The 21,068-nt window shown below is 48.4% G+C and carries 12 protein-coding genes; 9 read left to right on the top strand and 3 right to left on the bottom strand.

Translation table 11 applies throughout. The features are described 5' to 3' along the window. Positions 1–35 precede the first annotated feature (35 nt). Positions 36–929, bottom strand: a complete 894-nt coding sequence (locus tag KW844_RS05315) for a DUF72 domain-containing protein (RefSeq protein ID WP_218375679.1) — start codon at positions 927–929, stop codon at positions 36–38. 108 nt (positions 930–1,037) lie between these two features. Here KW844_RS05315 and KW844_RS05310 point away from each other — a divergent pair, with 108 nt between their 5' ends. From KW844_RS05310 to uvrA, 6 genes are all read left to right on the top strand, one after another. Beyond that, a complete protein-coding gene (locus KW844_RS05310; protein ID WP_218375678.1) occupies positions 1,038–2,456 on the top strand; it encodes a glycogen synthase in 1,419 nt (472 codons plus the stop codon). A 28-nt stretch (positions 2,457–2,484) separates the two neighbouring features. Then, positions 2,485–3,756, top strand: a complete 1,272-nt coding sequence (locus tag KW844_RS05305) for a glucose-1-phosphate adenylyltransferase (protein WP_218375677.1) — start codon at positions 2,485–2,487, stop codon at positions 3,754–3,756. Positions 3,757–3,774: 18 nt separating this feature from the next. After that, positions 3,775–5,244: a glycoside hydrolase family 130 protein gene (locus tag KW844_RS05300; RefSeq protein ID WP_218375676.1), complete on the top strand. Its 1,470-nt coding sequence runs from the start codon at positions 3,775–3,777 to the stop codon at positions 5,242–5,244. 196 nt (positions 5,245–5,440) lie between these two features. Further along, complete coding sequence (gene bshC / locus KW844_RS05295; RefSeq protein WP_218375675.1) at positions 5,441–7,027, top strand: bacillithiol biosynthesis cysteine-adding enzyme BshC; 1,587 nt, start codon at positions 5,441–5,443, stop codon at positions 7,025–7,027. A 184-nt stretch (positions 7,028–7,211) separates the two neighbouring features. Continuing rightward, entirely contained in the window at positions 7,212–7,787 is a 576-nt protein-coding gene (locus tag KW844_RS05290; RefSeq protein ID WP_218375674.1) for a hypothetical protein, read from the top strand. 90 nt (positions 7,788–7,877) lie between these two features. Continuing rightward, positions 7,878–10,370, top strand: a complete 2,493-nt coding sequence (uvrA, locus tag KW844_RS05285; protein WP_218375673.1) for an excinuclease ABC subunit UvrA — start codon at positions 7,878–7,880, stop codon at positions 10,368–10,370. Positions 10,371–10,702: 332 nt separating this feature from the next. Here uvrA and KW844_RS05280 read toward each other — a convergent pair whose 3' ends face one another. Next, positions 10,703–12,931, bottom strand: a complete 2,229-nt coding sequence (locus KW844_RS05280) for an FUSC family membrane protein (RefSeq protein WP_218375672.1) — start codon at positions 12,929–12,931, stop codon at positions 10,703–10,705. A gap of 268 nt (positions 12,932–13,199) precedes the next feature. Between KW844_RS05280 and smc the strand changes: the two genes are divergently transcribed. Both smc and KW844_RS05270 read left to right on the top strand, forming a co-directional pair. After that, complete coding sequence (smc, locus tag KW844_RS05275) at positions 13,200–16,730, top strand: chromosome segregation protein SMC (protein WP_218375671.1); 3,531 nt, start codon at positions 13,200–13,202, stop codon at positions 16,728–16,730. 72 nt (positions 16,731–16,802) lie between these two features. After that, entirely contained in the window at positions 16,803–17,201 is a 399-nt protein-coding gene (locus KW844_RS05270; protein WP_218375670.1) for a DUF4259 domain-containing protein, read from the top strand. A gap of 109 nt (positions 17,202–17,310) precedes the next feature. On the opposite strand, the gene KW844_RS05265 is transcribed toward KW844_RS05270, so the two are convergent. Continuing rightward, complete coding sequence (locus tag KW844_RS05265) at positions 17,311–18,579, bottom strand: NupC/NupG family nucleoside CNT transporter (RefSeq protein WP_218375669.1); 1,269 nt, start codon at positions 18,577–18,579, stop codon at positions 17,311–17,313. 167 nt (positions 18,580–18,746) lie between these two features. Here KW844_RS05265 and KW844_RS05260 point away from each other — a divergent pair, with 167 nt between their 5' ends. Then, a complete protein-coding gene (locus KW844_RS05260) occupies positions 18,747–21,011 on the top strand; it encodes a c-type cytochrome (RefSeq protein WP_218375668.1) in 2,265 nt (754 codons plus the stop codon). Positions 21,012–21,068: the final 57 nt, after the last annotated feature.

The raw sequence follows: 21,068 nt of genomic DNA, 5'->3' as shown, positions 1-21,068 counted from the left end.
TTTCATCTCCTGTAATATAATCGTCAAAAAAAGAATCAATGTTTTATTAACTCAGGTTTTTTTATCTCAATACCGCATACTCTTTTCACCTGGTCGGCCAGGTACATGCCCAGTTCGGGAATATTCTTTTCGCTGCGGGTATGCAGGAAAAAATAAAATTCTTTAAGACCCTTATCCAGCCAGTATTTTAGGCGATGAGTCCAGTCGTCGATGCGGGTAAAGTCAGTAGGATGCAGGTCGTTGGCCACAAACCTGATAAAAGCTTTGGGAACGGTCAGGTGCATATGGAGGCAGTCGCGCCGTCCCGGCGTATCCGTCATCACTACGCCCACCTTATGTTTCGCCAATGTCTGGAACAATTCCATGCGAATGGCCTCATCCTCAAACCATTCGGGGTGGCGTACTTCCACAAAAAACTGGAGATCGGCGGGGAGTCCGGCCACATAATCGTATAGCTGTGCACGCCGGGACGGACTGAATTTCTCACTTAACTGTAAAAATATGGGTCCCAGGTGTTTACCAAAGCCCAGCATGCCATCGAGGAATTCGGTGGTACGCTCGCCGGCATTGCTTAAGCTGCTGTAGTGGCTGATGATCTGCGGCACCTTCGGGCAAAATACAAAGTCTTGTCCCCGGGCCTTTTCACCCCAGCGGCGCACGGCGGTTTCATCGTAAATTTTATAGCGGGTGGCGTTTAGCTCAATGCTGTTGAAGTGTTTGATGTATTCCTGGAGATATTGATTTTCGCGGGTGCCGGCGGGGTAGAGGAGGTCTATCCATTCCCTGCGGGCCCATTTGGCGGCGCCGGAAAAAACGCGGGGCTTGCGTACCGGCGTGCCTTTCAATACACGCTTGTTCCACAGAGGCTCTGCAGGAATCTTGAAATCTATATCATCCAGCATGGATGCGGGAACCGTACCAAACTTCATAATTACTGTTATTAGATAATACTCCGTCGGCAAGGGTTGTGCCAGCAAGGTAAGAAAATTTTGAATTTCAGTTTTTTGCAACTAACTTAAGGAAATACAATTAGCAGCATGGAAATTTTACACGTTAGCGCGGAATGTTATCCGGTAGCGAAGGTCGGCGGACTGGGAGATGTGGTAGGTGCCCTTCCCAAGTACCAGCAGGAGCTCGGGCATATTGCCAAGGTAGTATTGCCGGCCTACAGGAATAAGTTTTTCGATACCCATGAGTTTGATGTGGTACACCAGTCCGGTATGTGGTTAGGCCATCAGTGGTACCATTTTAATATTTTAAAGGAGAGACATAACAGCCTCGAATTCGACCTGTACCTCGTAGATATTCCGGGGTTGCTCGACACACCGGGCGTTTATGGATACCCTAACGATACCGAACGTTTCCTGGCATTCCAGATCGCTGTACTCGACTGGATAAACGAATGGCATCACCACCCCGATGTGATGCATTGCCACGATCATCATACTGCACTGATACCTTTTATGCTGAGCTATGGTTATAAATATAATCGCCTCAGCCAGATACCATCCGTATTAACCATCCATAACGCACAGTACCAGGGCCAGCTTGGCTGGGATAAACTGTACCTGCTTCCCGGCTTCGACCTGTGGAAGGCAGGGTTGCTCGACTGGGGCGGATGTATCAATCCGCTGGCCGCAGGCATCAAATGTGCATGGCGGGTGACCACCGTTTCTCCGGGTTACATGGAGGAGTTATATCAAAATGCCAATGGCCTGGAAAGCCTTATCAGCAGTGAGCGGGCAAAGACCAGCGGCATCATTAACGGCATCGATACCGTAGTGTGGGATCCGGCAACAGATCCCCGCATTTCGAACAATTATACCCCTGAATTGATTCCTGAAGGAAAAGAAGTGAACAAACAGGCACTTTGTGAAAGGTTCGGCCTGGACGCATCCCTGCCGCTGATTTCATTTATTGGGCGGCTGGTGGGCGACAAAGGCGCTGACCTTCTCCCTGAAATCATAGGAAGAAGTTTACACGAGCTGCCCGGAGAAGTGAACTTCCTGGTGCTCGGCAGTGGTGATCCGCATATTGAATGGATGTTGCAGGAAACAAGAAATTATGCCAGCTACGGATTTAATCTCCACATTGGGTATGATGAGTCATTATCGCACCTGATCTATGCCGGCACCGACTTCCTGCTGATGCCCTCGCGGGTGGAGCCCTGCGGCTTAAACCAGCTGTACGCACTGCGTTATGGCACGATACCTGTTGTGAGAAGTACCGGAGGTTTGAAAGATACCGTCACTGACTTCGGCGATCCCGGCGGCGTTGGTATCCGGTTTATTCAGCCCTCGGTATGGGATGCATGCAGTGCCGTGAAAAGAGCCATTGAGTTATACCAGGATAAACGCAGACTGCGCGATGTGCAGCTCTCCGGAATGCACCTGGACCACTCCTGGACATCTTCCGCACAACAGTATGTAGCCCTCTACCAAAACATGCGCACCTGATTCAGAAAAAATAACTCCCTTTATATATATGTCTAACGCCGTAATATCCATTATACTAGGAGGTGGGGCCGGAACCCGCCTGTACCCGCTTACACGTCGCCGCTCCAAGCCGGCAGTACCGCTGGCCGGTAAATACCGCCTGGTAGATATCCCCATTTCCAACTGCCTGAATGCCGGGTTGAACAGGATCTTTGTGCTCACACAGTACAATTCCGCGTCGCTGAACAAGCATATCAAAAACACCTATCGCTTTAGCAATTTTGATAAAGGCTTTGTGGACATCCTGGCGGCAGAACAAACCCCGGATAACCCTACCTGGTACCAGGGTACGGCAGATGCTGTGAGGCAATGCCTTCACCATATGGAGAATTTTGACTTCGAGTATGTGCTCATCCTCTCCGGTGACCAGTTGTACCAGATGGACTTCAGCAAATTTATTCAGCAACATAAAGATACCGGCGCAGATATCTCCATTGCTACCATCCCGGTGGCAGCCAAGGAAGCATCTGATTTCGGTATTCTAAAAACCGATGAAGAAGGAGCAATCGTATCCTTTACCGAAAAGCCGTCACAGGAACAGCTGCCACCATGGGCTTCCGAAGTGAGCCCGGAAATGAAGGATGCCGGCAGGGAATACCTGGCCAGCATGGGCATCTACGTTTTCTCCCGGAAAGTGCTGTTCGACATGCTGATGGGTAACCCCGATCAGGCCGATTTCGGTAAACAGGTAATTCCATTTGCCATCTCCTCCGGATATAAAGTATTTAGCTATCAATATGAGGGCTATTGGACAGACATCGGAAATATCCCTTCTTTCTTTGAGGCAAACATTGGTCTCACAGACGATATTCCGTTGTTTAACCTCTATGATGAGTCACAAACCATCTTTTCCCGAGCCAGAATGTTGCCGCCGGCAAAAATTTCCGGTGCCATTGAAAGAACTATTGTGGCCGACGGTTGTATTATTTTGGCAAGCCGTCTGGAACGTTGTGTAATTGGGATACGTACCCGCATTGGCAAAGGAACGGTAGTCACCAACAGCTATATTATGGGCAGTGATTACTACCAAACCCTGGACGACCTGGAAAAGGCACAGGCCAAAGGGTTTCCGCCCATCGGTATCGGGGAAGACTGCGTGATCAACAATGCTATCATCGATAAAAACGTTAGTATAGGCAACAACGTACGTATTAACGGAGGTAAACACCTTGTTGATGGCGACTTTGAAAAGTACACTGTAAAAGATGGTATCGTTGTTGTGAAAAAAGGAATGGTACTGAACGACGGTTTTGAGATTTGATGACCAAATGTGCTAAACATGCAATTGTCTATAGAGAGGAAAAACACGAAAATTTATCCTGACCTCAAAAGGGTGGTGGCCAGGTTCTTTTTCAATGGTGAAGCCAGAGCCAAATCCATTATCCAGAAAGTAGTAGAAATGGATGATTCCGAGGTTAACCTAACAATGATGCCTATACTGAGAGAGTTCTCCCGGCGGCATCGTAATATAACCAGGATCTTCGCGCGCCACGCGGACAGGGTAAGTCACCTCTTTGAGGCACTGCAGCTCAGTTACGAGGAACTCAGTGATCGTAAAAAACTGCTCATAGGCTCGTATTTTACCAACGAATATTCCATCGAATCAGCCGCATTCTTTAACCCAAGTATTATTGAAGATATTGATCAGAGTGGCCTGGAAGAAGGAGAGAAACGCATCATCATCAGTTTCAGGGCAGTGGGAGAAGGACACGTATCCTCCATTGCTTTCAGAAATGGTGTGATAGACCAGCACAATGAAATATTCCTGGAATCACCGGGTAACTATATCGATGAAGCGGAGGTGATCCGCAACGCCGTTTACCAGAAACAGTCCTTTTTCCAGAATGCGGTGTCCATCAAGCTGCCGGATTCTATTATGCAGGAGGTACAAAACAGCCTGTCCGATAAGTTCGAATACCAGGCGCTGAAGCGGACCATCCGGGATATGCAGCAGCGTTACCAGGTAGATCATTTGCTCAAGAAAGAGCTGGAACGCGTGTTGTGGCTCGCGGACAGCTATTATGAACTCAACTTTTCGCTGGATACCGATATTTCGGACAGAATAATTTTTCCTTATTCAGATGCCGAGAGTCGCGGTATAGAAGATGCGCGGTTCGTGAAATATACTTCCGACGATGGTTCGGTCACTTACTACGCTACCTACACGGCGTACGACGGTATCACCATCCAGCCAAAGCTGCTGCAAACCAAAGATTTCTATAATTTCAAGATATTGCCGTTATACGGGGAAGGAGCACAGAACAAGAACCTGGCGCTCTTCCCCCGTAAGATCGGTGGTAAATATGTGATGATCTCCCGCATTGATGGCATTAATGGCTACATCATGTATTCAGATAAAATTAATATCTGGGAGAATCCACAGATCCTGCAAACGCCGAAGTATCCCTGGGAGTTTGTACAGGTGGGCAACTGCGGCTCGCCTATCGAAACTGCGGAGGGGTGGCTGGTAATTACCCACGGGGTAGGGCCTATGCGCACTTATTGTATAGGAGCCAGCTTGCTCGACCTCAACGATCCCCGTATAGAAATCGGCCGCCTGCGGGAGCCGCTGCTGGTGCCGAAGAAGGACGAGCGCGAAGGGTATGTACCGAATGTGCTCTACAGTTGCGGGTCGATTATTCATAACAATGAACTGATCATTCCCTATGGCTTGTCCGACTATGCGTCGGGTTTTGCCAGCGTAAACCTCGACAAATTACTCTCCACTATTAAAGCAGATGGTGTTTAATCTCTCCCGGTAACAAAATTTTATTTTTTCCATTTGTCAGGATATCCACAAGTTATTCCTGCAATTCTGCCGTTCCTTAATTACCTGGTGCTGGTAATGAAAAACTATTTAACTTCGTACATTCAAATTTTTCGATGTATTGGTTTCATTGAGCTCCACCACATCTGTAATTCATCATACGTAATTATTGATAGATATGCTCGAGTATATTCCTTATGGGGAAACAGGTTATTTTAACCAGCTGGTAACAGATTTTTTGGCAGAAGATCCACAGATAAGGCCTTTTTACAAATATTCACCCGTTAGACCGGATTTTGCAGCAGCGATAGAAGCCCGTAAGGCATTTGCTACACCGCGCAGGGAGCTGGTAGCAGCGCTTGAACAACAGTATGCTACCCTGGAGCCGGAAGCCGCCGTGCAACAAAATATAAGTAGTTTACTCCGCCCTGATACCTTCACTGTCTGTACCGCCCATCAGCCTAATATTTTTACCGGTTACCTATATTTTGCCTACAAAATCCTGCAAACGATTAAGCTGGCAGGGGAGCTGAAACAGCAGTATCCGCAATATAATTTTGTGCCTGTATATTATATGGGTAGTGAAGATGCTGACCTGGAAGAATTAGGTAGTATTTACCTGGAAGGGAAAACGCTTACCTGGAACACGCAGCAGCAGGGACCTGTAGGCCGTATGGTGCCGGAAGGACTGGAGCTGGTGATCAACCAGATTGAGGACAGCATCGGATTTTTACCACATGGGCCGGAACTGCTGGAGATTTTACGCAAAGCCTACCTGGAACACAGCAACATCCAGGAAGCTACGCTTTACCTGGTACATACGCTGTTTGGCCGTTTCGGGCTGGTGACGGTAGTGCCGGATAGTGCGGCATTAAAACGTTTATACGTTCCCGTTATGAAGGATGAACTGTTGCATCAGCGGTCGCACGACCTGGTAGCAGACACGCTTTCTAAAATCGGGAATCATTATAAAATTCAGGCAAATCCAAGGGATATCAACCTGTTTTATCTTGAAACAGGCTTGCGGGAGCGCATTGTGCGGGAAGGAGATCTCTGGAAAGTATTGCATACAAAAACGGTTTTTGATCAGGCTAGTCTGGAAGCTGAGCTGGAAGCGCATCCGGAGCGGTTTAGTCCGAACGTGATCCTGCGGGGTATGTTCCAGGAAACGATTCTGCCAAACATAGCCTTCATAGGTGGTGGCGGGGAAATCGCCTACTGGCTTGAGTTACAACAGTTGTTTGCACATTATGGTGTGCCTTACCCGGTATTGCTGCTTCGCAACTCCCTGCTGCTGGTGGATGAACAGAGTAATACCCGCCTGCAAAAGCTGGAGATGCCGGTGCGAACATTATTTCAAAGCACCGATGATATCATCAACGGCTATGTGCAGCAACATACAGATGCCGCGCTGGTATTGAAAGATGAATATGCGGAGATGGAACGATTGTTCGATATCCTGCAGGAGAAAGCGGGAAGCATTGACGTTACCCTGGTGGCTTCTACCAATGCGGAAAGGAAGAAGGCGATGAAGTCCATCAGTAAGCTGGAACATAAGTTCCTGCGTGCAGAGAAAAAGAAATTTGCCTGGCAAACGGACCAGATCAGAACGATTAAGGCGCGGTTATTCCCAGCGGGTTCTTTACAGGAAAGAAAGGAGAATTTTATTCCCTGGTTTGCGATGGAGGGGCCGGCGTTTTTTGACAGGTTACTAGAAGTTCAAACGCCGGTGACGGATCAGTTTACGATTGTGACAGCTGGCTAATCAGCGTCTAAATAAGTTTAAGCTGGAATTGCATCGGATGATGCAATTCCGGCTTTTTGTTTGCGATTTGCTTATCAAGAAAAGTTCGCATGTGAAAAAATGCCTATTTTTTAAGGTTTCTTTTCAAAATCTTTAAAAATTGTATTTTTTTGCGACCTATAATTCTATACCTAATTCTATACTGATGAAAAAATTATTTACGCTGCTGGTTGTCTGTTTGATGAGCACCTATGTTTTTGCGCAGGAATTTCGCCACGGTGTTGGTTCAGGTTTCCTGGTACAGGTGCCTGAAGGTGACGAAGGGGAGGCGCTTCCCACGTTGCTGTATTACCCGCGGGTATGTTTCCCGATGTCTTCCGGTAAAACCTCTATTTCAATAGGTGTTCCGCTGACTTTCGGAATAGCTGCGTCATGGGGTGATAGTGGAAACAGTGCTTCTTTTGCCTTCAATGCACCGGTTACCGCCGAATTTAACTTTGGCGCAGGTGCTGTAAAAAACAGTGGCAAACGATTTGGCTTTTTTGTAGGCGCTGGTTTTGGCTACCATTATGCGAGTTATACTGAGGATTTTGACTATTGGGGTGGCGAAGATTATGTATACAGTGGCAGCAGTTCCAGTGTAGGCCCGGCAGGTGATCTGGGGGTGCGGTTTAAAGTTGGTAAGCAAAATCACAACATTGAGATTCGTACATCGTATATGCGTACGGTTTCCGATGATGTATATGACGTATTCGGTTTAAATTGTTTGTTTAATTTCTAAACCTGGCTGTCCGGAAATGACGTAATGAATTTCCGGACAGTGGTTTCATTGGAGTATCCCAAAGGCACAATTCTTGTGGCATAAACACTTATGCAACAACACTCAACCCCTGGCTTTGTGAATGTAAGAGGTGCGCGTGAGCACAATCTCAAGAACGTTGACCTCCTCATCCCCCGCGATGCATTAGTAGTATTTACAGGCATTTCCGGCTCCGGAAAGTCTTCCCTCGCTTTCGGAACATTATATGCGGAGGCGCAGCGCCGTTATTTGGAGTCGGTGTCGCCCTATGCGCGACGGCTGTTTCACCAGATGCCGGTACCGGAGGTGGATGAAATTGAAGGGCTGCCACCGGCGGTAGCCTTGCAGCAGCAACGGGGGACACCTACTACGCGGTCTTCTGTAGGTAGTGTGTCCACGTTGAGTAACCTGATGCGCATGCTTTTTTCAAGAGCGGGCGATTATCCGAAGGGGCTGGAGATTATTCACGCGGAGGCTTTTTCTCCGAATACGCCCGAGGGGGCGTGTCCTACCTGTCATGGTATGGGCCGTATTTACGATGCTACAGAGCAGTCGATGGTGCCTGATCCTACGCTTACTATCCGGGAGAGAGCAGTGGCTGCCTGGCCTACAGCCTGGCAGGGGCAGAATTACCGCGATATCCTTACTACGATGGGATACGACGTCGATAAACCCTGGAAGGACTTACCACAAAAATTACGTAACTGGATACTGTTTACCGAAGAGCAGCCCACCGTTCCGGTGTATGCCAGTTTTACTTTAGAAGAAGTAAAGGATGCTTTAAAACGTAAGATGGAGCCCAGTTATATGGGCACGTTTATGGGTGTACGCAAATATGTGATGCATACGTTTGCCCATACCCAAAGTGCAATGATGAAAAAGCGTGTGCAGCAATATATGCTGAGCACCCCCTGCCCGGAGTGCCATGGGAAAAGGCTGCGGCGGGAGTCACTGTCGGTGAAGTTTGGAGGAATGGATATTGCGGAGATATCGGCCGTCCCACTGAAACGCCTATACGAAATTATGCAGGGTAAAATGAAAGAGGTATCGGACGACCGGCATCCGGAAAAAGCGATGGTGATCCAGCGTATAGCGGTGGACCTGGTGGCCCGGTTGCAGGTGATGCTGGATCTTGGCCTGGGGTATCTTTCCCTGGAAAGAAGTACTCCCACGTTATCGCCGGGAGAGCTGCAGCGGTTAAGGTTGGCAACCCAGGTACGCTCTAACCTCTTTGGAGTAGTATATGTATTGGATGAGCCTTCGGCGGGCTTGCATCCGGCGGATACGCAGTCGCTGCTGCGGGCACTGGACAAGCTGAAAGCGGCAGGTAACTCTTTGTTTGTGGTGGAGCACGACCTGGAAGTGATCCGTCATGCCGATTGGATAGTGGACGTGGGGCCGTTCGCGGGAGAAAAAGGTGGTGAAATTTTGTACAGTGGGGAGTCGCAGGGCCTGAATCAGATTACAGATTCAATAACAGCTAAATATCTTTTTAATAAACTTCCACCTGCCAAACATCAACCCCGTAAGCCCGGCCAGTGGCTGCAATTGCAGGGGATTACCAGAAATAATCTACAGCAGCTGGATGTAAATTTTCCATTGCATTTATTTACAGCAGTTACTGGTGTAAGTGGTTCCGGTAAGTCGAGCCTGGTGAGTCAGGCCCTGGTGGAGTTGGTAGCCGGGCATTTAGGAACCGCGCTTGCGGAAGAGGATGATGCGCCGGACCTGGCGGAGGACAAGCCTGAAACCCTGGATGGCCGTATCGTTGGTGGGATGGACCAGGTGAAACGCATGGTGCTGGTAGACCAGAAAGCTATTGGTCGCATCCCGAGGTCCAACCTCGCTACCTATACCGGTCTTTTTGATCATGTCCGCAAGCTGTTTGCTGCCACGAAGGCTGCAAAAGCACGTAAATATGATGCCGGCCGTTTCTCCTTTAATATGCCCAAGGGCAGGTGTGAAAACTGCAATGGGGAAGGTTTTGTGATGGTGGAGCTGTTGTTTTTGCCGAGTGTATATGCGCCTTGTCCGGTATGTCATGGTACCCGGTATAACGCCAAAACGCTGGAGATAAAATATAATGAGAAAAATATAGCCGAGGTGCTACAGATGACGGTGGACGAGGCGTATCATTTTTTTGAAGCGGAGAGTGGGGTGTATCATTCCCTGCACGTATTGCGGGAGGTGGGCCTCGGCTATCTGCGGCTTGGGCAGCCGGCTACGGAGTTGTCGGGCGGTGAAGCGCAGCGCATCAAACTGGCTACGGAATTGCAGCGCATGGGCAAGGGGAATACACTTTATATACTGGATGAACCTACCACGGGGCTGCATCCTGCCGATGTAGATAAGCTGATGGTGCAGTTGAATTTACTGGTAGATGCCGGTAACACGGTGATTGTGGTAGAGCATAATATGCGGGTGCTCGCTGGCAGTGATTGGGTGATTGATATTGGTCCCGGTGCCGGTGAGGAAGGCGGGATGATTGTAGCGCAGGGGACGCCGGCGGATGTAGCGAAGGTGAAGGAGAGTAAAACAGCGGCGTTTTTAGGGAAGTATTTGTAGGAGAATGCAAACTAATAATATTAGTATTATTGTTTTGAGAATTATAATATAATCTTTTGAAATGACTGATGGTAAAGGTTTTTGGTTGCCAAAAATAGGTGCTAAGTTTTTTGGTAATTTGAATTTCTTGTACTACCTTAGTTATACATTTATACATAGTGCATTAACAAATTATAACCTTTACCTGGATGTCGGCTAACATCCAGGCTTTTTTCTCCCCTGCTGCCTCCCTAAAAATTTATTTTACCCAAAGGTAAAATCGCTCAAGCTACCAGGGCGATGGTTTGGTATCCGTTTGGATCCTGTTGAGAATAACCACAAGCATTGCGGTGCTACATCTCCGTCAACGCTTTCCCCATATCCTTCACCAGCGACAATATCGCCATCAGCTGATCATGCACCTGTTTGGCTTCCAGCATCTCATCGCGCAGCGGTGTGGCGCCCACGCCAGCGTTGATTTCCTCCTGGCGAAGCTGCACCAGTTCTTCCAGTCGCTGATCCAGTTGCTCAAAGGTGTTTAAAGCTGCCGGCAGTTGTGCCTGCGTTTTGGTGGCCGGGTCCAGCATGAGTAGCAGCTGGTCCATGTAATGCAGCAGGTAATCGGTTACCTGTTCGTATTCTTCTTTCGGGAATTGTACGCCGTGGTGCAGACTATAAGACCCCAATGCCGCAATGTGCGAAGTGAGGGTATGATTGAGCACCACGAAGTGATATACGGTGGAGGCGTTCTTTTGTTTACTTTTCGGCTCCGTGAGCATGCGCTGGAAAGCCGCCATCATATTGGCACTGGCCACATAGGTGTCTTTACGGGCCAGCTTAAAATCAGTAACGGTTACATCTTCCTTGATATACACGCCCATCACCTTTTCAAAATAATTCCGGTTGGTGACCAGCATTTTCTTCATATAATCAGGCAGGAAGGTATGCTCCCAGCTGGGCCATACCACCATATTGGCTATGAAGGCGAGCGTACCGCCGATGAAGGTATCCAGTACACGCTGGGCTGCATTATACAGGTCCGAGGGGTGCAGGAAGTGCAGCAAAAAGATTACAAACGGCGTTACAAAAAATACGCTGAGCGTATACCGGAAGCTCATAAAGCTGTAAGCACCGAGGATACAAAGCAGCATGGCAAAGAAAATAATAGTGCCATTGCTGGTGAGGTACAACAGGCCGGCAGCAAACAAGGCACCTAATACGGTACCGATTACACGCTGTATACTACGGGAACGGGTAAGGCCAAATCCTGGCTTCAGGATCACGATGATCGTCAGCAGTATCCAGTACACTCGGTCCAGCTCCAGCGCCATGCCCAGGATATAACCTGCCACGGTAGCCACGCTCACGCGGATGGCATGCCGGAAGATATGCGACTTAAAAGTGAGGTTGTCCTTGAAGGTTTCAAAATCGTATTTGTTACGGGTCGTGAATTTGGACAGTTCCAGCTTGGGATCTATCGATTCATCCTTGAGGCGTTCCAGTCGCGTAAGGCGGTGGAGGTTATATACACGCTGTGCCATATCCTGCAGGTTAGAGAGGATATTGGTGAGCGGCATGGTTCGCGTTCTTTCCTTAAGGGTAGGCAGCTTGAGGGTAATTTCTGCAATTTGCTTTCTTACTTTTTCCATTCCCAGTTTCAGGTTGGCTTTAGGGAGACTCCGTTGTCCCGCCGCCACGGCGATACCGATATTTTTGAGTTCTTCCACGAAATCGAGTATCAGGGAATGGTATTTATCCAGGATTTCTGCGTCCTTGAAATTATGGTGTAAGGCTTTATAATCTGTTTGAGATGCCATTATCTGCTCCTGTAAGTCCACCATGTCCAGGAATATTAGCACCATACTTTTGTTGATGCTCGTAGTTCCCTGCTGCGCAGAGCGGCGTTTGAGCAGCTGTTCCCGTACATTTTCCTGCTTTTCGTTTACCAGTACCTGTTGGGCCACTACCAGGCGGTAGTTTTCATCAACATCTACCCCAGGGGTGTAAAAATTAGCCCTGAGCTCGAGGTAACGGGCGGTTTGAATGATGCAGTCGCCCAGCGCCTGCTGTATATTCAGATAGGGGCGTATCTGCCAGAGGATTAATGCCAGCAAACCATACCAGATACTGCCCAGCAACACCATCAAGGCATGCAGCATCACAATGGACGGTGTTTGGAGTGATTCCCCCAGGATAGACACCAGTACCAGCAAACAGCCGGTGCCGATATTACCTCCCCGGTTACCATATACCAGCAGCATGGCAAAAAAGAAGCAGCAGGCAATGATCCAGCCAATCATCGCATAATGATAGGGGATCAGCAATCCCGTACCCAGGGCAGTCAGGAAGATGAGGACGGTGCTGATGATCAGCCCATTGCGCTTGTGTACAATGGTGCCGGGCACGTCGCTGAGGGCGGTACACAAGGCGCCCATCGACATGGCAATGCCAAGCTCCAGCTGCCCAAGGGCCATAAATACCAGTGAAGGCACCACCACACTGATGGTAGTACGTAAACCGTTGCTAAAATGATAACTGTAAAGGAATGTCTTAACGTCGTTGATCCAATTGTCTGTACGCAAACTCTTTCGGGTTTTGGAGCCACAAAGGTAATTATTAGCCCCTGTTAAAAGAATTCTGTGTATTAATTCTCACAGGAATTTAAATTTTAATTAGGGTTTTTACTATATTTATAATCAGACCATTATAGTTCCGGTGTTTTGTTCGGGGATATTAAATATTCACAGGTGTGTATAAAAAAATGCCGGAAGATGCTGTGTTCTCACTTAATTTACTTTTCAATCGGGTAAAATTATATCTTTGACGCCTTAAAAATCTCGGAGTAAAGTCGTGCGCTTAAAAACACTAGAAATTAAAGGCTTTAAAAGTTTTGCAGACAAGACCGTTTTGCAGTTTGATGAGGGGATTACCGGTGTAATCGGGCCTAACGGCTGTGGCAAAAGCAATATTATCGACTCTATCCGCTGGGTAATCGGAGAGCATAAGATCAGTAACCTGCGTTCTGAAAACCAGGCAGGACTGGTATTTAACGGCTCCAAAACCCGTTCCTCCAGTGGCATGGCTGAGGTTAGCCTCACGTTCGAGAATACCAAAAATGTACTGCCTACCGAATTCACCACGGTTACGATTACCCGTAAATTCTACAAAAACGGCGATAGCGAATACCGCCTCAACGATGTGGCCTGCCGCCTCAAGGACATCCATAACCTGTTTATGGATACCGGGGTGAGCACCGACTCCTACGCCATCATCGAGCTGGGAATGGTGGACGATATCATCAAGGATAAAGAAAACAGCCGCCGACGCATGCTCGAACAAGCCGCCGGCATTTCTATCTACAAGACAAGAAAAAAAGAAGCAAAAGCAAAACTGGACGCTACCGAGGGTGACCTCAACCGCATCGAGGACCTGCTGTTTGAAATCAACAATAACCTTAAAACCCTCGAAAGCCAGGCCCGCAAAGCCGAACGCTTCTACGAGGTGAAAAAGGAATACCGAGAAGCCAGTATCGAACTCGCCAAAGCAGCACTCGAAGGCTTCAACATCACTTTCAAAGACCTCTCTGATAAACAACAGGAAGAAAGCGACCGCAAACTGGCCCTGGAAACAGAAATCAAAGCCGCCGAAGCCGCCGTGGAAGAAGACAAACTCCACTTTGTAGCCAAGGAAAGAGAGCTACAGGTGCTGCAGAAATCCTTCAACGACCTCGTTGCCACCATCAGAACCAAAGAAAATGATAAAAACCTCGCTACCCAGCAACTAACCTACCTGCGGGAACGCGAAAAAAATATTACGGACTTCCTCAACAGCGCGGAAGGACAACTAAACGGACTTACTTCCTCCATCGATTTCTCCGAAAAACAGGTAGTGGAAGAATCCGAAATCTTCGAAACCATGACCGATGAGCTGGAAACACTCCGCGAAATGGTAGAAGAAAAGAAAGAAAAATTCCAGCAAAAGAAAGCGGCCCTCGAAACCCTACGCAACGACCAGCAACGCTGGCAACGCCAACAGTTTGAAGCCGAAAAGAAAGTAGCCGTAGCCGATACCTCCGTGCAAAACCTGCAACGCAGCATGCAACAATTGCAGGAAGAAAAAACCGGCCGCCAGCAACAAATCACACAGCTGGAAGCAGAAAAAGCTACCCTGCAGCAAACACTGGAAACAGAAAAAACTGCCCTGGATGAAATGATCCGATTCCAGGACGAAACCAAAGAAAAAATCCTCGCTACGCAGTCAGATATCGAAGGACTCCGTGATAAGCTCGTAGATGAAAATCGTAAACTCGATTCCAAAAAGAATGAATACGACCTGCTTAAATCACTGGTAGACAGTCTCGATGGCTATCCTGAAAGTATCAAGTTCCTCAAAAAGAACCCCGACTGGAATAACGCAGCCCCCATACTCTCCGATATCTTTTTCTGTAAAGAGGAATACCGCACCTGCGTAGAAAACCTCCTGGAACCTTACCTGAACTATTACGTCGTAAACAACACCGCTGAAGCCGTACAGGCCATCCAGCTCCTCGACGCCAATAAAAAAGGAAAGGCTAACTTCTTCATACTGGATCAGTTCCGTCAGCAACCCGCCAGCATCGTGACCCCTCCGGGCACCATTCCGGCATTGCAGGTGGTAGAAATCGAAGAGAAATATAAAGGCCTGGGAAATTTCCTGCTCAGTAAAGTATTTATCGGAGAAGATATCAGCCGCCTGGAATTCAGCCAGCTGGCCAGCGACGAAATCGTGCTGATCGAGAAGTCGGGCCGCATGCACCGCGGGAAATACAATATCTCCGGTGGCTCCGTGGGCCTGTTCGAAGGTAAAAAGCTGGGCCGCGCCAAAAACCTGGAGAAACTGGAAGCTGAGATCAAAGATCTCGAAGCTATCGTAGGGAAACTGCGTGTAGCCATTCAGGATAAACACAACGAAGTATTGGGCTATAATGGTCAGCTCAACGAAAATAATATCAACGCCGGACGTGATAAAATCAACCAGCTGAACAACCAGCTGTTTGGCCTGCAAAACAGGATTGAAAACTTCCACCACCTCATTGAAGCCGGCGATAAACGCCTGGAAGAAATGCAGCAATCACTGGATACCAACCAGCAAAGCATTTCGGGAGTAAGGGAGGAGCTGGACAACCTGAACGACCGCGTAAATGAACTGCAGGATACCATTATTGAGGCCGACAGGGCAGCACAGGAAGTAGAGCAGCAGTTTAACATGGCCAATGTGCAGTTCAATAACCAAAACCTGCAACATACCCGCCAGCAAAGTAAAATACAGGCCCTCAAACAGGAACTGGAATTTAAACGCAAACAACTGGCCGACCTGCACACGCAGATCACCAACAATAAAGCGCAACTTGAGGACGCCGCCGGCAACATCGCTGCAGCTGTTGAAAAGCTCAGTCATGCGGACGATGGCCTGGTAGAACTGTTCCGCCAACGTGAAGAGGAAGAAAAAGCCCTGAACGAAAAAGATCAGGAATACTACAATTTCCGTAACCACTTGCAGGAACTGGAAACCACCCTCCGTAGTAAACAGAAAGCCCGCGAGCAACTGGATATTCAGCTCAATACCATCAAAGACAAGGTGAACGAACTCAAACTGCAGCTGGCATCCATGAAGGAAAGGCTCAGCGTGGAGTTCAAAATAAACCTGGACGAGATTATTGACGAACAGCGAAGCTCCGAACTACCGGTAGAAGAGCTGCAAGCCAGCGCGGAAAAACTGAAAAAGCGCCTGGAAAATATGGGGGAAATCAACCCCACCGCTATCGAGGCTTACCAGGAAATGAAAAAACGTTACGAATTTATTCTGGAGCAGAAAACAGATCTCGTGAACGCGAAAGACTCCCTGCTGGCCACTATCCAGGAAGTGGAGTCCACAGCCAACCAGAAGTTTCTCGATACATTCAACACCGTTAAGGAAAACTTTATCCGCGTATTTAAAGCATTGTTTACCGAGGAAGATCAGTGTGACATGATCCTGAGCGACCCGGAAAACCTTGCCGATACCGGCATTGAGATCATCGCCAAACCGAAAGGTAAGCGTCCGGCAGCTATTACACAGCTCTCCGGAGGTGAAAAAACACTGACGGCCACCGCACTGCTGTTTGCCATCTACCTGATAAAACCAGCACCATTCTGTATCCTGGATGAGGTAGATGCACCACTGGACGATGCCAACGTAGGTAAATTCACCAACATGATCCGTAAGTTCTCTGATAACTCCCAGTTTATCATCGTTACCCACAACAAACAGACCATGGCGGCTGTAGATGTGATATACGGGGTAACCATGCAGGAGCCTGGCGTGAGCAAGCTCGTGCCGGTAGATTTCAGGAGTTTGAACTGATGACAGGAAAAGTTTGTTAGTACGTATTGACTGCTTAATATTATCTGAAAAAATAAAAAAACACTAAACACTATGGGCGCATGGGGCACCAGAAACTTTGAAAACGAAGGATCTCAAGACTGGGTTTTTGATTTGATCGATCACAAAGATGGTGGTATGGTAACTGATACACTGGCTCGTATCATCAATAATCATGAGAAACTTGAAGTTTCCGATTGCGAAGAAGGACTCGCTGCTGCTGAAACAGTAGCCGCACTGGTAGGTCGTGCCAGTGAGGATTACCCTGAAGATCCACTGGACAGGCTGGATATCTTAAACCTGATCGGTACAAAAGCACTGAGAAATCAGGCCATCAACGCAGTGAAAAAGATTACGGCCGACTCTGGAATGCGTGCTGCATGGGAAGAGGCGGGTCAGCTGGCAGAATGGGAAGCCGTACAGGCTGGCCTGATGAAAAGGCTGGAAATATAGTTTCCGCTACTACCACCGATATTATACAGGCATCTGTGCCTGTTTTAATGTATAAAAAACGCCCGCCTGGCATATGCCGGACGGGCGTTTCTTTTATATCGTTAACGGATTATCCCAGTAATATACCTGCGATGGTGGCTGACAGGTAAGAGGCCAGTGTACCACACAGCAGTGCTTTCAGACCCAGTTTGGCCAGGTCGCTCCGCCTGTCCGGTGCCAGCTCTCCAATACCACCGATCTGCATTCCCACGCTGGAGAAGTTCGCAAAACCGGCAATGGCAATGGTAACGATGGCTACTGCTTTGGGAGATACTACATCAATCTTATGGTCGGTGAGGCTCTTAAACGCAACAAATTCATTGATGCTCAGCTTCTGACCGAGCAGGGTAGCTACCTTGCTCACATCCTCCGAAGGTACTCCCATGGCCCAGGCCATTGGGGTGAAGATTTTACCGAAGATCCAGTCGAGACTGAGCGTGAAATTAGGATTGAAGATGTGACCGATGTGAATGAGGCACCAGTCGAGCAGCGCAATCAATGCAATGAACCCGATCAGCATGGCGATTACATTCATGGCAATTTTAAAACCATCGCCGGCACCATGTGAAATCGCATCAATTACGTTGGTGTAATTGCTTTTTACCTCCATTTTCACGCGTCCCATGGTTACGCTTTCCTCCGTTTCCGGATATACGATTTTGGAGATTACAAGTGCTCCCGGTGCTGCCATGAGGCTGGCAGTGATCAGGAAAGGTGCGATGTCCATGCCTGCCTGAAAGCCCATGTTAGCGTATACCACAAGGATACCACCGGCAATACAGGCCAGACTGCCGCTCATCGAAGCGAGCAACTCACTTTTTGTCATGGAAGAGAGGTAAGGACGAATCATTACCTGTGCCTCTACCTGGCCTACAAAAGCGCTGGCTACGTTGCTGAGTGCTTCGGCACCGCTCACACGCATGATGATGTTCATGGCGCGGGCAATCACCGCAACAATCCGCTGCATAATACCAAAGTGATATAAAACAGCTACCAGCACACAAACGAGAATGATAGTGGCGGTAACGTTGAAGGCAAATACAAATCCGCCGTTGGCGTAATCGGCAATAGTGCCGGTTGGGGGTTGGGCTACACCCAGGCCTCCATAAACGAAGGCGGCACCCTGGCGGGCAAAAGCTTCCAGCTTACCCATCGCATGTCCTACCTGCTGAAAAAACCAGGTAACCGGCGGCACTTTAAACACCAAAATTCCAATCAATACCTGCAATGCAATCCCACTAAAAACCAGTCTGTAATTGATCTTACTCCTGTTGTTGGAAAATAAAAAGGCTATACCCAGAATAAGTACTATGCCTATCAAGCCGTGAAAGCGTCCCATAGATGCAAATAAATCGTAAAATGTATGCAAATAAGCGACGAAGATAGGGGTTTTTTCTTTAGTCGCTGCCAAATGCGGGTAATTCTCTTATGCTCCACCACTGATGTAAAGTTGAGGAGAAAAAGTTTTAAAATAATGTATTTTTAACCCTTGCAATAGATCACAAGATGGGCCGTTACCAATACCTTATTTTTTCCGCGTTAATACTGGCTTTTGTTGCCTGTAACCAACATAAAACTACTACCGCTGCCAACAATACAGACAAGGACTCTGCCGGAGTACTGGAAGGCAGGGAAGCAATCAAACACATGCAGCTGGAGGATGGACTGGAGGTGCAACTGGTGGCGCAGGAGCCGATGGTAGTGGCTCCCGTAGCCATGACCTTCGATTTCAGCGGCCGGATGTGGGTGGTAGAAATGACCGGTTTTATGCCCGATACCAGTGGTACGGGAGAAGATATGGCCAGTGGCAAGATCGTGGTCCTCGAAGATAAAAATGGAGATGGCGAAGCTGACGAACGCCAGGTGTTCCTCGACTCGCTGGTATTACCCCGGGCCATCTGCCTGGTAGATTCCGGCATTCTCGTAGCCACTCCGCCACAGCTGTATTACTATGAAATTCATGGAAATAAAGCCGGCAAACGTACCCTCGTAGACGATCACTATGCCGACGGCGGTAACGTGGAACACCAACCCAACGGCCTGCTCCGCGGTATGGACAACTGGATCTACAACGCAAAATCGGATAGCCGTTACCGTAAGGTGAACGGAAAATGGATCAAAGAGCATACGCAGTTCAGAGGCCAATGGGGAATTTCCCAGGACGACGACGGCCGCCTGTTTTATAATAATAATTCCCAAAACCTGCTGGGCGACTACTTCCTGCCAGGACTCTCCGGTAAAAACACCCACCAGCGCGAAGCCGCAGGCTTTGATGAAAAGGTGGTGGCAGATAACAACGTATATCCGGCACGTAAAAACCTTGGTGTAAACAGGGGATACGTAAAAGGTGTGCTGGACGAAGAAGGCAAGCTCATTTCCTTTACCGCAGCCTGTGGCCCGCATATTTACCGTGGCGACCTGCTGCCACGCAAATATTATGGCGGTGCATTTGTAGCCGAGCCGGCAGCTAACCTGATCAAATGGAATATCCTGCGCGACAGCGGCGATGTTGTTACCGGAGAGCAAGCCTATAAAGGCAAGGAATTTCTGGCCAGTACGGACGAGCGTTTCAGGCCTACTAACCTCATTACCGGTACTGATGGTGCATTGTACATCACGGATATGTACCGGGGCATTATTCAGCATAAGACCTATCTCACCCCATACCTTAAGCAACAGATTGCAGCGCGTAAGCTCACTTTACCACTTAACTGTGGCCGGATTTATCGCATCGTACCGAAAGGTAGCCATCCTAAAATGATGACAACAGCTACCAGTACTTCCGCTATGCTCACCATGCTCCATCATAAGAATGGCATCATCCGTGATATGGCCCAGCAACAGCTGGTGGACCAGGGCATGAAGGCAGCAGTACCGTTGCTGCGTGCCAGTCTGCATGATACGACACATCCGCTTACACAGCGGCATGCCCTCTGGACACTGGAAGGCCTGGATGCGCTTACGTTGAATGACGTGCGCTATCTGCTGGACAGCTCGTCGTTAAAACTACAGATACAGGCCATGGCAGCACTGCCATCTCTCTATAATAAAAGTAATAGTAAGGCTGTAACAGCTATCATAGACAGCCTGCTACGTCAACCGGCTACTGCACGCTATGCCGCCTGGCTGTTGCCGGCTGTAAATAAGTGGGACAAGGCTGCGGTGACTGGTATGGAACAGTTTCTCCTGTCACATTATGCGGCCGACCGTTATATTGCGGCTGCGGTGGTCAACAATGCACAAGGCCGTGAACGTGCGTTGCTGGAACAGCTGCAGGTGGTGAATAAAGACACTACCATCTCCCTGTATAAAGCTTTACATGAAACCATGGAGGACATGCAAAGTGCTGCTGAACAACAGAAAATGGCTGCACTGGAATTGTCGTATCCACGGGGTTATGAAATATTTAACAATATCTGCCAAACCTGCCATGGTAAAAATGGAAATGGTATTGCTTCTATGGCGCCGCCACTCAATGAAAGCAATTGGGTGAATGGTGATAAGAAGAAGCTGGCTGCTATTGTATTATATGGCCTTACCGGACCTGTAACCGTGCATGGTAAAGTATACCAGGCGCCGGAGATCAGCGGTGATATGCCGGGAATCGGTGCCAGTGATGAATACAGCGATGCCGATATTGCGCAGTTATTGTCGTACCTGCGGGCCGCCTGGAAAAATAAGGCTGGTCAGGTTACCGAATCAGATATTAAATGGGTAAAAAAGCAATATAATGGTCGCCAAAAGCCATTCACCGCTTCCGAATTACAATAGAAGAAATGCGTAAATTATTCAATGTTGCACGAGCAACATTGAATAATTACAAAAGAA

This window comes from Chitinophaga sp. sic0106 (assembly GCF_019219075.1).
GTDB lineage: Bacteria > Bacteroidota > Bacteroidia > Chitinophagales > Chitinophagaceae > Chitinophaga.
Note: the sequence above shows the minus strand (reverse complement) of the source record. Positions and strands in the feature narration are given on the sequence as shown.

Excerpts from the sequence above, each read along its gene's own strand:
- KW844_RS05315 (WP_218375679.1), bottom strand. The coding sequence starts at position 929 with ATGAAGTTTGGTACGGTTCCCGCATCCATGCTGGATGATATAGATTTC.
- KW844_RS05310 (WP_218375678.1), top strand. The coding sequence starts at position 1,038 with ATGGAAATTTTACACGTTAGCGCGGAATGTTATCCGGTAGCGAAGGTC.
- KW844_RS05305 (WP_218375677.1), top strand. The coding sequence starts at position 2,485 with ATGTCTAACGCCGTAATATCCATTATACTAGGAGGTGGGGCCGGAACC.
- KW844_RS05300 (WP_218375676.1), top strand. The coding sequence starts at position 3,775 with ATGCAATTGTCTATAGAGAGGAAAAACACGAAAATTTATCCTGACCTC.
- bshC (WP_218375675.1), top strand. The coding sequence starts at position 5,441 with ATGCTCGAGTATATTCCTTATGGGGAAACAGGTTATTTTAACCAGCTG.
- KW844_RS05290 (WP_218375674.1), top strand. The coding sequence starts at position 7,212 with ATGAAAAAATTATTTACGCTGCTGGTTGTCTGTTTGATGAGCACCTAT.
- uvrA (WP_218375673.1), top strand. The coding sequence starts at position 7,878 with ATGCAACAACACTCAACCCCTGGCTTTGTGAATGTAAGAGGTGCGCGT.
- KW844_RS05270 (WP_218375670.1), top strand. The coding sequence starts at position 16,803 with ATGGGCGCATGGGGCACCAGAAACTTTGAAAACGAAGGATCTCAAGAC.
- KW844_RS05265 (WP_218375669.1), bottom strand. The coding sequence starts at position 18,579 with ATGGGACGCTTTCACGGCTTGATAGGCATAGTACTTATTCTGGGTATA.
- KW844_RS05260 (WP_218375668.1), top strand. The coding sequence starts at position 18,747 with ATGGGCCGTTACCAATACCTTATTTTTTCCGCGTTAATACTGGCTTTT.